Raw genomic sequence first — 13515 nt, 5'->3', positions numbered from 1 at the left:
GGATACTTTTTCCGAGAACCTACCCTCATACTTTATGAGGGAGTGCATGCGCCTGAGCTTTTGCCCCAGGTTTATACTTTACAATTGGCCAAAGTGCCATACTTCCAATCTCTTTAGTGGCCACCCTCCGCCACTGTTGGCACGCATGGGCCAGACTGGCAGGTATTTATACTTTAAAGCCGACCGCATAACCTCGCGTTTCCTCCGTTACACCTTTTCCTCCCTTCACCAAAGCTGCAAAATCCCTATCTTTGGGTATGAGCAGAAACCTACTTTTAATAAGCACCTCTACCACGTATGGCACCGGTTACCTGGAGCATGCGCAGGAGGAGATAAAAGCCCTGCTACAGGGTAAGAGCAGCATTTTATTTATACCTTATGCCCGCCCGGGCGGCATCTCGCACCAGGACTATACGGCCAAGGCGCGTGAGGCTTTCGAGAAATGGGGCATCAGCCTGAGCGGCGTGCATGAGTACGATGACCCAGTGAAAGCGGTAAAAGAGGCCGAGGCCGTGTTTATCGGCGGGGGCAACACGTTTGTGCTGCTGCGCCAGCTGTACCAGAACAAGCTGGTAGACGCACTTCAGGAGCGTGCTGCGAAGGGGATGCCGTACATCGGTACCAGCGCCGGAACTAACGTGGCAGGCAGAACCATCGGTACCACCAACGATATGCCCATCGTGCATGTGAAGACCTTTGATGCACTGCAGCTCGTGCCGTTCAACATCAACCCGCACTTCCTGGATCCGGACCCCAACTCCACGCACATGGGCGAAACCCGGGACACCCGCATTGCCGAGTTTCACCACCACAACCGCCAGCCAGTGGTGGGCCTGCGTGAGGGAAGCATGCTGCGCGTGCAGGGGGATAAAATGCAGTTGCTCGGGCCACACTCAGCGCGTGTGTTTTTGCAAAGCGAGAAGCCGATGGAGTTTAAGCCAACGGACGATCTGAACTTCCTGCTGGACGTGTACTAAAAGTATAAAGCCCGGAAGCAAAGTTGCTCCAGGCTTTATACGTTCATTTGAAATGGAAAAAGGCGCACCTTGCGGTAGCGCCCTCTTCGTTCTCAACTTTAGCCAAATTTATACTTAGTTGCTCGCGCGCTTCTCGTCTAGGCGTTTGAGCAGCATTTTCGTAAAGTCCCGCTCGCCACGGTATAACTTTATGAGTTGCTTGTTGGAAATGATTTTGAGGTACTTGTTGGCGTACTCTCTCTCCAGTTCCAGTTCTTTCTCCTTGGTCAGGAACATGTTATCGATACGGGCCTTGGCCTCCTGCTCGCTCAGCGCGTCCACATCCTGGCGGTAACCGCTGCGGTAGCCCTTTATCAGCGTACGGCGCTTCTGCTCATACTCGTTATAGAGCGGCCAGAACTTTTGGGCTTGCTCGGATGTCAGTCCCATCTTGTCGGTAAGGAAAGCCGTCTTGGCAGCATCAACGTTTTCTGTGCGATCCTGGGTGCGGCTGTCCTGCGCATTGGCGGCAGTGCCGCTCAGCATCAGCAGGCAGCTGAAGAAAAAGAATAAGGTATAACGCTTCATGGGTGAATTAGTAATCAAGGGTATTCAGGTGATAGTACTCCAGCTCCTCCTCGGCAGTCTGGGCACTTATGTTTAATACCTCTGCCGGCAGCTCCTGCTCCCGCAGGGTGTTCAGCTCGGCAAAGTCCGTTGTCTCCAGCGTAGCGTAGGTGCTCAGGTAATTCATAATCTCGGTGTCCGGAACGGCGGCCAGGTTTACAAGCACCTTATCCTGCTCGGTAAAGGCGCTGTAGTAATACACACCCACAAACACCAGCAGTAACAGCAGCAACGGGGCCATGGCCAGGCGCAGCGGTTGCCAAAGGTTGGGCAGCCAGCCTGCTTGTTCCCGGGCGGAGGTGCGCTCCATCACCTGCATGGGCAGCCGGTCAAAATAGCCTTCCGGTACCTGGTAGGGGTTGCGCTTAGGAATGTCGCTGAGCTTAAAATCTTTCTTCATCATATTCAACTCTAAACGTTAGATGGGGTACACTGCCAATAGTTTAATCCTGCTTCAGAAATTCTTCAATCTTTTTTACCGCGATGTGGTACGAGGCCTTTAAGGCGCCCACCGAAGTACCCAGTATCTCCGACATTTCCTCGTACTTCAGCTCATCAAAGTACTTCATGTTAAATACCAGGCGCTGTTTCTCGGGCAGGCGCAGAATAGCCTTCTGCAGTTTTTTCTGCACCTCGTCGCCGGCCAGCTCTGGGCTGGACTCTACTTTCTCCATCAGTTCAGCGGTAACGTCGTTGAGGGGCAGAAAGAATTTCCTTTTTTTACTCGACAGGAAAGAAAGGCACTCGTTGGTGGCAATACGGTAGATCCAGGTATAAAGCTGTGCATCCTGGCGGAAGTTGTCCAGGTTCTTCCATACTTTCACAAACACTTCCTGTGTTAAGTCATCGGCATCGTCGTGGTCAATTACCATCTTGCGGATGTGCCAGTACACTTTTTCCTGGTACTTGCGCACAAGCTGGTTAAAGGCCATGTTACGGCTCTCGGGCCGGGCGAATTTCTCGAGTAACTCTTTGTCTTCCAAAGGAACGTCTAGGTAATCAGGGGTAGCGGGCTCAGGGAAATACTCAGCCTGAGGAAAGAGCAAGTATACAAAAAAGAGCGGGAGATACCGCCGTACCTCCCGCTCTAATTATGCACTTTTGTGTAGGAACTGTTTACTTTCTGCTGATAGCGCGCTCGGCGGCGGCCACGATGTTCTCTTCCGTCAAACCATACTTTTCCATCAGCTCCTCCGGGGTACCAGACTCGCCAAAAGTATCGTTTACGGCTACGTACTCCTGCGGGGCAGGGTGCGCCGTTGCCAGCACCTGGGCAATGCTGTCGCCGAGGCCGCCGAGGCGGTTGTGCTCCTCTGCCGTTACCACGCAGCGGGTCTTGGCCACGGAGGCCAGTACCGCCTCCACGTCGAGCGGCTTGATAGTATGGATGTTGATGATCTCAGCAGAAATGCCTTTCTCGGCCAGGGTTTTGCCTGCAAGGATAGCCTTCCAAACCAGGTGGCCGGTGGCGAAGATGCTCACGTCGGTGCCCTCGTTGAGCATCACGGCCTTGCCAATTTCAAACTTCTGGTCGGCAGGGGTGAAGATAGGCACCACAGGGCGGCCAAAGCGCAGGTATACCGGTCCGTCGTGCTCGGCAATGGCCATGGTAGCGGCCTTGGTTTGGTTGTAATCACAAGGGTTAATCACGGTCATGCCAGGCAGCATTTTCATCATCCCGATGTCTTCCAGGATCTGGTGCGTGGCACCGTCCTCGCCCAGCGTCAGGCCGGCGTGGGAGGCGCATATTTTTACGTTCTTGCCCGAGTAGGCCACAGACTGGCGGATCTGGTCGTATACGCGGCCGGTGGCAAAGTTGGCAAACGTGGCAGCGAAAGGAATTTTACCGCCGATGGTCATACCTGCGGCCAGGCCGATCATGTTCGCCTCGGCGATGCCTACCTGGAAAAAGCGCTCCGGAAACTCTTTCTGGAAGGCGTTCATCTTCAGCGAGCCAGTCAGGTCAGCGCACAGGCCCACCACGTTCGGGTTCTGGCGGCCCAATTCCAACAGGCCATCGCCGAAGCCGGAACGCGTGTCTTTTTTCTCTGTATAAGTATACTCTTTCATTTGTGTGTTTTTTCTTATAGCTGATCAGGAGGCGGCTTTATACTTCCAGCCAGCCCCGCTTTATCGGTTAAAAATTCTTACTGTCGTCGTTGCCCCGGACCGGATGGTAAAGTCCTGCACAAAGGTAAACTTGCTCGACTGGGCCGATTTCATCCGGTACACCAGTTTATACTTGCCCGGCTGCAGGGGCAGGGTTACTTTGCTGTTGTCCTCCGGCAGGTTGCACACCCAGCGCTGGGCCCCGCTCTCGTGCAACTCGTACACGCTGCCATAGCCCTGCACCTGCGAGGGGATGGCCAGCTGCCCCGGCGGCGGGATGGTGATCGTGTTCGTCTCTCCCTGCTTCACCTCCACGTTGCGGAGCATGATGCGCGGCACGGTCAGGATCTCCAAATCATACTTGCCGGTCAGGTACCTGTGGCGCTCGCCGAAGCTTTGCACATGCAGCGTTTTGTCTGTTCCGGCCTGCCGCACAATGGTATTGAGCAACCTGTAGGGCGATGGACCATCCTGGCGCAAGTATAACTCACCCTGCGGCGCTTTTACCCGGATAACGTTGTTCTTGCCCGGCTGCATCTTCAGGTTCGACTCTACCACAGGCGGCGTGGTGTACACCACCAGGTGATAGGGCAGGAGGGCATCCACATCCAGCACGTCCGTTTTGCCATTGGCGTCCAGGTAGTGCACGTAGTCATACTCTGCTTCGCCGGTCATGGCGTTCACAAAAGTCATGTTCACGCCGGTCTCACGGGGGCGGTTCTGTTCGTCGAGCAGCTCCACACTCACCGTGGTCTGGCTCAGCGTCTGCGTCACGATTTCACTCAGCACCCGCTCAAAGGTCTTGATGTCGGCAGCGTTAAAGTACTGCCCGATGCAGTCGAGCTGTTGCTCCTGCTGCGGCTCGATGCCGATGCCGATCACGAAGGGGCGCAGGAAAATGCGTTTTTTCTGCAGTGCCTCCGAGGTAGCGCAAGGGTCGCCGCCGCAGGACTCCAATCCGTCCGTGATCAGGATGACCACGTTGCGTGAGCGGTCCTCCGGAAAATCGCCCGCCGCCTGCTGCAGCGAGTAAGTAATAGGGGTGTTGCCCCGCGGTACGATCGCGTCCAGCTTCTTTTTAATAGCTGTGGCGTTATCCTCCCCGAAAGGCACCTCCAGTTTCGTGTCCTTGCAGTCGTTGCGCTCACGGCCGAACTGGTGACCGTAGGCCCGCAGCGCCACCTCTACGTTATCGTACTGGTCGAGCGAGTCGACCAGATGGCTGAGCAGGTTTTTGGCTACCGTCATGCGGTCGCTGTTTTCCCACTTGGCCATCATACTGCCCGAGGCATCGAGCAAAAAGAGGATGCGCGTTTTCGGCTGCGGCTTTTTCTCCTGGGCAAAAGCGCCTCCCGTTGCTGAAAGCATCAGCAAGAACAGGAGAGTGGCGATACTTTTGCTCCAGCGTAGCATGCGCGTATGACCAGTTGAGGGGCGGCGAACCAGGCGCTAACGTCTAGATTAGTAGTCGGAAGCTTGCTCTACGGCCAGTTGCTGCAGGGCTATCTCCAGCTGCTCGTCGTTAGGGGCCACGCCATGCCATTTGTGTGAACCCATCATGAAGTCCACGCCAAAGCCCATCTCCGTGTTCATCAGGATGAGCACCGGTTTGCCTTTGCCGGTAGCGGCCTTGGCCTCGTCCAGGGCAGGCAGCAGCAGCTCAAAGTTATTACCGTCAGCCTCCAGTACGTGCCAGCCGAAAGCCTCGAACTTGGCGCGCAAATCACCCAGGCTCATCACCTCGTCGGTAGAGCCGTCGATCTGCTGGCCGTTCTTATCCACGGTGGCGATGATGTTGTCAACTTTGTGGTGGGCGGCATACATAGCAGCTTCCCAAATCTGGCCTTCCTCCAGTTCGCCGTCCCCCATTAGCACGTACACCAGGCTGTCGTCGTTATTTAGTTTCTTAGCCTGTGCGGCACCGAGGGCCGCCGATAGGCCCTGGCCCAGGGAGCCGGAGGCAATTCGGATGCCCGGAAGTCCTTCGTGCGTGGTGGGGTGGCCCTGGAGCCTGGAGTTCAGTTTACGGAAGGTGGCAAGCTCTTTCACGTCGAAGAAGCCGGCGCGGGCCAGCACGCTATACCATACCGGCGAAATGTGGCCGTTAGACAGGAAAAACAGGTCCTCATTTTTACCTTCCATGGTAAAATCGGTGCTGTAGTTCATCACCTTAAAGTATAGCGACACAAAATAGTCGGTGCAGCCGAGCGAGCCGCCGGGGTGACCGGAGTTAACGGCATGTACCATGCGCACTATGTCGCGGCGCACCTGTGCGGCCGTTTGCTTCAGCTCTTCGATGCTTTGGTTATGTGGATTCACGTTGTTCTAAATGTTGGTTCTTAAATGATTTTTGGTGGCCTTGCCAGAGGACAAATCGGGTAAAGTATACTTTTATACTTTACAGAATGTGCCGGATACAGCCTTCGTTTATACTTTGCAGAAGCCATACTTCTACAAGTGGTCAAATATAACAAAAAAACGCAGCTGCGAAAGGGAGCGGCTGCGTTTTCTGTTTTTACTTTACTATCTGGGCGGCGTGCTCTTTGGTTTTTACTTTGGTGATGATGTCCTGGATGGTGCCATTTTCATCTATCACGAAGGTATACCGCATGGTGCCCATGTACTTGCGCCCGTACATCGACTTCTCCTGCCACACGCCGTATTGCTCCACAATTTTCTTATCGGTGTCGGCGATGAGCGTGAAAGGCAATTCATACTTGCTGATGAAGTTCTGGTGCGATTTTTCGCTGTCTATACTTACCCCGATGACCTCGTAGCCTTTTTGCTGCAGGTCGCTGTAATTGTCGCGCAGGTTGCATGCCTGGGCGGTGCAGCCGCTGGTATTATCTTTGGGGTAGAAGTATAAAATTACCTTTTTGCCGCGGTAGTCGCTCAGCTTTACGGTGTTGCCGTTCTGGTCTTTCCCTTCGAATTCAGGAGCCTTGTCTCCGATGTTTAGCGTCATAGTTTCTTTGGATTATTAATAACTTGATAAGTGACAAAGGACACTTAATGTTTTTCAAGCGGTCTTTTGTCCTTTGTCAAATCGTCCATTGTCAAAATTTAAATAGTCGTCTTATACACCGCCTCGTTGCCGGCGTTATCCTTTACCTTCAGCACTACCTCCCCGGACAAAGGTACATTTTTATCCAGCTTCTCAGACCAGATGGTGGCTTGCTTGTGCTCATACTTCATCAGGAGCCACTGGCCATTAACCCAGGCATTATAAGAGTTTAGGCCCGACAGATCGTCTGAGATCTTAAAGCTGATACCCTTGCTGCTTTTGCTCAGGAGCCGGATGGTCGGAGCCTTGGTGTCCTGCAGCACTTTAAACTTGCCCATGTTGCGGGTCGTGAAAGTGATCGTGTTGCCTTCCCACTTGCCGCCGGTGTACCCACGGCCCCGGCCGGTGCCCAGGAAGTATACAGCTGCCTTGCTCTTGTCCAACCCGGTGGTATCGGCTTTCAGCGTTACCTTAATGGCCTTGTGCAGCGGCGTGAAATAGTCGCCGATAGTATAGACGCCGTTCTCCAGGCTGGTTTGCAAGTATAGCGTGTCGTAAAGCGACTGCTTGTCGAAACTCAGCTGCAGGTAATCGTTGCGGTGCTGGAAATCCTGCGCCGGAGGCACCATCTGCTCCAGGCCGAAGCTGGTCTTCAGCCCGCAGAAACGCATGGAGTCGGGCAGGCCGGCGCGCAGGTCGTAAAGGCTCACCGACACAGAGTTGCGCACATAGCTTGGCACCAGCATCAGTTCCTGGCCTCCCACAAACAGCTCGATGTTCTGCGGGGTGCTGCTCGTGTCGGCTGCGCTTATCTTCAGTACATTGCCGATGATCTCGTAGCCGCTGATGGCTGGTTTCTTCACGGTGGCAGATTTCGTCTGCGTGAAGGTCGGCTTCTGTCCCTTCAGTACAAAACTCAGGGTGGAGGCGTTGTTATACGAGTCGCGGGCCACCAGCTTTACTTGGTATACCTGATCGGGCTGCACCCGCAGGCGGCCGTCCTGGTCGTTGGTCTGGTAGAGCGGCAGGTCGTTGCCGTGGTCCACAAAGGCTTTCTGGAAAGTGCTGCCTCTTTTGCGGTACTGGTTGTAGTTGATGTGCTGCGACACCTGCCGCGACAGCTCAAACGGTACCCGGTCGATGTAGTGCGTGTAAACTTGCTCCCCGTTCACAAACAGCGTTACCTCCTGCGTGCCGTTCTTGTTCGTGGCGCCGTCCAAGCGGTCGATGGTCTGCAGCTCCAGCCCCACCAGGCCATGGGCATACACCGTATCTGGCAACGTATAATTGCTGCCCACCTTCGTGGTGGGCATCTCAGCCCTGCCAAATTCGTTGTTCACGCGGGCGTGGATGTTGAGCGGCGAGATGCCTATACTATAAATATCAGGCGGGGTGGTGTCGATCACCTCCTTAAAAGTATAGCGTAGCGGGTTGTAGAGACGGTCCTCCTTGTCGCGGATCTCAAAGTGCAGGTGCGGGCCACCCGAGCCCCCAGTGTTACCGGAAAGGCCAATCACATCGCCGCGCTTTACCGGGAACTGCCCTGGCTCGGGGAAAAGCTCCAGCTCAAAGGTCTGCCGCTCATACTGTTTCTGCAGCATGTGGTCGGCCAATGGCTTGTAAAACGACTGCAGGTGGGCGTAGGTAGTCACCAGCCCGTTGGGGTGCGTCACGTAAATGATGTTGCCATACCCATAGGTCGATTGCTTCACCCGCGAGATGTACCCGTCGGCAGCGGCATACACGTTCAGCCCTTCCCGCTGGTCGGTCTTGATATCGAGGCCGCCGTGGAAGTGGTTGGAGCGTATCTCGCCCATCGTGCCCGACAGGTAATTGCGCTCTCCCGGCTTTATCGGGAAGAGGAAATAATCCGCCGGGGCAGGCATCGGGGCCTCTGCCGGCATCTGCGCCATCGCGCCACAGGTGGTAAAGAGGGCAAGTAGGGCTGTGGCGAATTGCTTTTTACTTAACTTCAAAATCAAGGAGTTTCTTGTCTTCAACATATCCTTCCAGCCTGTCTCCAATTTTAACCGGGCCTACGCCCTCTGGTGTTCCTGTAAATATAACGTCGCCCTTTTTCAGGGTAATGAATTTTGAAATGTAAGCGATAATGTCGTCAAAGGAGTTCATCATCATTTTTGAGTTGCCCTGCTGCCGGGTTTCTCCGTTCACATCCAACCGGAAGTTGATGTTCTGCAGGTCCGGAAACTCGGACAGCGGCATAAACTCAGAGATAGGGGCAGAGCCGTTAAAGCCTTTGGCCAGTGTCCACGGCAAACCCTTGGCCTTGGCTTTGGCCTGCAGGTCGCGGGCCGTGAAGTCTATACCCAGGCCGATGGCATCATAGTACTTGTGGGCAAACTTCGGGTCGATGTTCTTGCCCTCGCGGCTGATGCGCAGGATTAGCTCTACCTCGTGGTGCACATCGTTGGTATACTCCGGGTAATAGAAGGGCTCATTGTTGCGAAGCACGGCCGTGTCCGGCTTAAAAAAAATCACGGGCTCGTCGGGTACTTCGTTTTTGAGCTCGGCAATATGATCGGCGTAGTTTCTGCCGATGGCTACTATCTTCATGTAAAGGGTGTTTTCGGTTCTCTTCTCAAAAATAGGACTTAAAACGGAGAGCCCCAGCAAAAGCGGTAAAATAATTCTGCTACCTGCAACACTGCAATTGAGCTGTTTATACTTGCTCCAGCCTGTGTTTGATATAAACTATAGAAGCTTGTAGTGGTACAACTCTTGTGTGCAGCGCCGTCGTATAACCGTCTGTAAACTGTGCTCTAAAACCCTGGCTATGCAGGTTTAGAACGGTTGTAGCGGTGTTTTAAGTATAGATTTATGCTAATAAGTTCATATAATTGCGTGGAATTTCCGGAAATTTGGTTCAAAATTTGACACCGGTTTCTGAAAGCCATTAAAACATTAAAGACGATGTATAAGAAAATTATTGCATTTACAATGGCAGTGACCATGCTTGTTGCATGTACCACGGTGCCAATTACGGGTCGCCGGCAGTTCAGCCTGGTGTCGGATGCGGCCATGCAGCAGCAGAGCTATGCTGCCTACAAGCAGGTGATTAGTGAAAGCAAGCTCTCTCGCGACGCCCAGGCAACGGCCATGGTGAAACGCGTGGGGCAGCGCGTGCAGCGGGCGGTGGAGCAGTACATGGCAGCCAACGGCCTGCAGAATGAGCTGGCAGGCTTTGAGTGGGAGTTTAACCTGATTGAGGATGACCAGATAAATGCCTGGGCGATGCCGGGCGGAAAGACCGCTGTTTATACCGGAATCCTTCCGGTGGCCAAGAACGAGACCGGCCTGGCCGTCGTGATGGGCCACGAGATTGCCCACGCCATTGCCAAGCACGGCAACGAGCGCATGAGCCAGCAACTGGCCCAGCAATTCGGTGGCCAGACGCTCTCTGCCCTGGCAGGCTCGCAGCCAGGCGTGGCGCAAAACCTGGTCCTCTCGCTCTATGGCGTGGGCTCACAACTGGGGCTGCTCAAGTATGGCCGTACACAGGAGTCCGAGGCCGACCGACTGGGCTTAATTTTTATGGCCATGGCTGGATATAATCCAGAAGAAGCTGTATCTTTCTGGCAAAGGATGGAAGCTGCAAGCGGCGGACAAGCCCCACCGGAGTTCTTATCCACACACCCGAGCGCCGGAACCAGGCAGGCAGACCTGAAAAAGTACATGCCGGAGGCGCTCCAGTACTACAAGCGCTAACAAACCTTACTCCATGACCACAGCCAAAAGAAACCTCACCCTAAGCAAAGGCGGGTTATTATACCTGCTGTTATTTCTGCTGTTGGCCTCCTCGGCCTGCTCCACACGTGAGTTTATTCAGGAGGAGAACCCGGAGGGCGAAGCGGAGGTAGAGGCGGAAATTCCGTACGATGGGGTGCTTTTGGCGCAGGTGGTTTTTGATACGGTGGATTACATTGTTCCCTCTGAGCAGCTCATGCAGCCCTTCATCAAAGAGTTTGGTGACGGAACGGTGGTGGACAGGGTGATGATCCGGAAGGTGCAGGAGACCAAAGAGGATGAGCCTGCTTATTATCTGGTGGGCCTGGGCATGCAGAACGGCGCTTACAGAAGTATGGCCCTGCAGCTGGACCTCGCCGCTGATAACAGTTTATACTTAAGCAGCAAGGGATCCCGCCACATCTGCAGATCCTCTATCGGATGCGGGTTTTGCTACTTCACCTTCTCAGGCAACCAGATTACCGGCTGCGAGTGTTCCTCACGGGCACCCGGCAATAACTGCGAGCATCGCTATTCTGAAAACAACACCTTGCTGAAGGACAATCCAAGACTCCGCTCCAACCGCGAGCAGGAGGACAAAAAGAGACGGAACTAACACGTATTAAAAAGAAAGAGGCGGCCGCTAAAGTATAGCGGCCGCCTCTTTCTTTTTTAAAGGTATCTAATCAGTTTACCTGCATGCCGCGCAGCCGGATGCGCGTGAGGATCTTCTTGGTGTACAGCGGGAATTCGCTCTTCATCATCCAGTCGTAGTAGCTGGGCTCTTTTTGCAGCACTTCCTCCACCGGCACATTCTTATACTTGCCGAAGTTAAAGACCTCCTGCCCGGCGTTGTTGTACACAATGCGGCCCGAGAGGTCAGCGGTTTTCTGAAAGGTGAACTTGTGCAGCGCGGCCATGTCGTTCTGCACCGGGTACTCCGTCACGCCCTCATCCGTCTCATAGGGCTCGTTCTCATAGCGCTCCAGCTGTGCCTTTAAAATTTCATAGGTAGCCACCGTGTCGGCCTCGGCGCTGTGGGCGTTGTCGAGCGACTTGTTGCAGTAGAATTTATAGGCTGCTGACAGGGTACGTTGCTCCATTTGGTGGAAAATGCGGCAGGCGTCCACGATGTTGCGGTTCTCTATGTCGAAGTCGATGTCGCAGCGCAGAAACTCCTCGGCCAGCAGCGGAATGTCGAAGCGCAGGATGTTGTAGCCGCCCAGGTCGCAGCCCTCCAGAAACTTATCCAGGTCGCGGGCAATCTGCTTAAAGGTAGGGCAGTCGGCCACATCCTCGTCGTAGATCTTGTGGATCAGGCTCGACTCCAGCGGAATCGGGATGGTGGGGTTGATGCGGCGTGTTTTAAGGAATTCCTCGCCGTTGGGCGTCACTTTCAGGACACTCAGTTCCACGATGCGGTCCTTGCCGATGTCGGTGCCGGTGGTTTCCAGGTCGAAGAAAACGATCGGGCGCTTCAGGTGTAGTTTCATACTTTTTAGGCTTTCAGAACCGCCTGTGTCAGCGCCTCCAGGTTGATGTTGTTATAGGTGCCCGAGCTCATGAGCAGCAGGTTGGCGTTCTGCCAGTTTTGCGCCAGCAGGTGCTGCTCCAGTGCCTCAGAGTCGGTGTATACTTTCAGGTTCGGGTTCTGGAAAGCCTCTTTCAACTCCTGCTCGCTGAGCATTTCCATGCGCTTGTGCTCAATGGTTTTCGGGCTGAAGTACACAATAGGCTCGTCGGCCAGATTCAGCGCACCGGCATACTGCGGGATGAATTTCTTGTTCAGGCTGCTGAACGTGTGGAGCTCCAGCACTGCCACCAGCTTGCGCTGTGGGAACTGCTTTTTCACCGCCTCTGTGCTGGCCTTCACCTTAGAAGGGGCATGGGCAAAGTCGCGGTAAATGTTGGAAGTGGCCGTTTCCCCCAGTTTCTGCATACGCTTGGCGGCTCCTTTAAAAGTTCTCATGGCAGCGTAGAAATCCTGCGCTTTCACGCCAATCTTCTTGCACACCTCCTTAGCAGCGTTCAGGTTTCGCAGGTTGTGCTCCCCGAAAAGCTGTACTTCCACGTCGCCCTCTTTCTTGGTATGCAGGATAGTTTTGCCGTTGCGGATGCTATGCTCGTGCGCGCCATAGCCGATGTAGGAGATATCGGCCGGGTTGCGCGGCACACTTACCAGTTGCACCTGCTCGTCGTCCTGGTTGTAGATCAGCGTTCCGGCTTTCGGTGTCATCTCGGCAAAGATGCGGAACTGGTCGCGGTAAAGCTCCGGATCCGGGAACACGTTAATGTGGTCCCAGCTGATGCCCGTGATAACGGCGATGTGGTGGTGGTACAGATGGAACTTGGGCACCCGTTTGATCGGATCCGACAGGTACTCATCCCCCTCGATGATGATCACAGGAGCATCGTCGGAGAGTTTTACCATGCGGTCGAAGCCCTCCAACTGCGCGCCCACGGCATAATCGAACTTGCGCCCGATGTGCTGCAGCACGTGCATGATCATGGAGGTGGTGGTGGTTTTGCCGTGGCTGCCGCCAATCACCACGCGCTGTTTGTCGCGGCTCTGCTCGTAGATAAACTCCGGAAAGGAGTAGATGGGAAGGTTCAGTTCCTGCGCCCGCTTTAGCTCGGGGTTATCGGCCCGGGCGTGCATGCCCAGTATCACGGCGTCTGGTCGGGTGTCCAGTTTCTCCGGAAACCAGCCTTCCTGCTCCGGCAGCAGGCCTGCTGCGGCCAGCCGGCTTTTGGCCGGTTCATAGATTTCGTCGTCCGAACCCGTCACTTTCAGGCCCTTATCGTGCAGGGCCAGGGCCAGGTTGTGCATAATGCTACCGCCAACGGCGATAAGGTGTATGTGCTGAAAATCCTTCTTCTCCATGTGCAACAAAGTTTACTCAATCAGACAAAGTTAGAAGTACTCCTTAGAAATAAAATAGCTATACGTTAATATGTGGATACTTTGTGGATATGTGTATATTCATGTGGATAACCTGTGTACATACGCTTTTGACGCTGTTGAAAGCCGGGTGGGCAACTTTTACGAACATTTTTCGGGTGCAGCTTATATAA

At 54.3% G+C, this 13515-nt stretch carries 14 protein-coding genes; 3 read left to right on the top strand and 11 right to left on the bottom strand.

What is annotated here, in order from left to right:
• Window positions 1-257 precede the first annotated feature (257 nt).
• Window positions 258-977, top strand: a complete 720-nt coding sequence (pepE, locus tag BM040_RS05780; protein ID WP_092099569.1) for a dipeptidase PepE — start codon at window positions 258-260, stop codon at window positions 975-977.
• 114 nt (window positions 978-1091) lie between these two features.
• Here the strand turns inward: pepE and BM040_RS05775 are convergent, their stop codons facing one another.
• From BM040_RS05775 to BM040_RS05735, 9 genes are all read right to left on the bottom strand, one after another.
• Entirely contained in the window at window positions 1092-1544 is a 453-nt protein-coding gene (locus tag BM040_RS05775) for a hypothetical protein (RefSeq protein WP_245756113.1), read from the bottom strand.
• A gap of 7 nt (window positions 1545-1551) precedes the next feature.
• The gene (locus BM040_RS05770) at window positions 1552-1986 is read right to left on the bottom strand and encodes a hypothetical protein (protein ID WP_245756112.1); all 435 of its coding nucleotides are present in this window, start codon (window positions 1984-1986) and stop codon (window positions 1552-1554) included.
• A gap of 40 nt (window positions 1987-2026) precedes the next feature.
• Window positions 2027-2566 carry an RNA polymerase sigma factor gene (locus BM040_RS05765; protein ID WP_092100270.1) on the bottom strand — a complete coding sequence of 180 codons (540 nt, stop codon included), beginning with the start codon at window positions 2564-2566 and terminating at the stop codon, window positions 2027-2029.
• Window positions 2567-2699: 133 nt separating this feature from the next.
• A complete protein-coding gene (locus BM040_RS05760) occupies window positions 2700-3653 on the bottom strand; it encodes a transketolase family protein (protein WP_092099568.1) in 954 nt (317 codons plus the stop codon).
• A 60-nt stretch (window positions 3654-3713) separates the two neighbouring features.
• Window positions 3714-5105, bottom strand: a complete 1392-nt coding sequence (locus BM040_RS05755; RefSeq protein WP_092099567.1) for a vWA domain-containing protein — start codon at window positions 5103-5105, stop codon at window positions 3714-3716.
• 48 nt (window positions 5106-5153) lie between these two features.
• A complete protein-coding gene (locus BM040_RS05750) occupies window positions 5154-6011 on the bottom strand; it encodes a transketolase (RefSeq protein ID WP_092099566.1) in 858 nt (285 codons plus the stop codon).
• 196 nt (window positions 6012-6207) lie between these two features.
• Entirely contained in the window at window positions 6208-6657 is a 450-nt protein-coding gene (gene bcp / locus BM040_RS05745) for a thioredoxin-dependent thiol peroxidase (RefSeq protein WP_092099565.1), read from the bottom strand.
• Between the two features lie 98 nt (window positions 6658-6755).
• Window positions 6756-8672, bottom strand: coding sequence for a M23 family metallopeptidase (locus BM040_RS05740; protein ID WP_245756111.1), 1917 nt, complete (start codon window positions 8670-8672; stop codon window positions 6756-6758).
• Complete coding sequence (locus BM040_RS05735) at window positions 8659-9270, bottom strand: fumarylacetoacetate hydrolase family protein (protein ID WP_092100266.1); 612 nt, start codon at window positions 9268-9270, stop codon at window positions 8659-8661. The genes BM040_RS05740 and BM040_RS05735 overlap by 14 nt, the downstream gene beginning before the upstream one ends.
• A gap of 357 nt (window positions 9271-9627) precedes the next feature.
• On the opposite strand from BM040_RS05735, the gene BM040_RS05730 reads away from it, so the two are divergent.
• Window positions 9628-10422: a M48 family metallopeptidase gene (locus tag BM040_RS05730; RefSeq protein ID WP_092099564.1), complete on the top strand. Its 795-nt coding sequence runs from the start codon at window positions 9628-9630 to the stop codon at window positions 10420-10422.
• A 13-nt stretch (window positions 10423-10435) separates the two neighbouring features.
• Window positions 10436-11056 (top strand): hypothetical protein, encoded by a 621-nt coding sequence (locus tag BM040_RS05725; protein WP_092099563.1) that lies wholly within the window; start codon window positions 10436-10438, stop codon window positions 11054-11056.
• A 70-nt stretch (window positions 11057-11126) separates the two neighbouring features.
• Here BM040_RS05725 and BM040_RS05720 read toward each other — a convergent pair whose 3' ends face one another.
• Together BM040_RS05720 and BM040_RS05715 are read right to left on the bottom strand one after the other, a co-directional pair.
• Window positions 11127-11933 (bottom strand): 3'-5' exonuclease, encoded by an 807-nt coding sequence (locus BM040_RS05720; RefSeq protein WP_092099562.1) that lies wholly within the window; start codon window positions 11931-11933, stop codon window positions 11127-11129.
• Between the two features lie 5 nt (window positions 11934-11938).
• Window positions 11939-13324 carry a UDP-N-acetylmuramate--L-alanine ligase gene (locus tag BM040_RS05715; RefSeq protein ID WP_092099561.1) on the bottom strand — a complete coding sequence of 462 codons (1386 nt, stop codon included), beginning with the start codon at window positions 13322-13324 and terminating at the stop codon, window positions 11939-11941.
• Window positions 13325-13515: the final 191 nt, after the last annotated feature.

The organism is Pontibacter chinhatensis, assembly GCF_900113285.1.
Lineage (GTDB): Bacteria > Bacteroidota > Bacteroidia > Cytophagales > Hymenobacteraceae > Pontibacter > Pontibacter chinhatensis.
The sequence above is the reverse complement of the archived record's forward strand: the minus strand, read 5'-3'. Positions and strand labels throughout refer to the sequence as shown.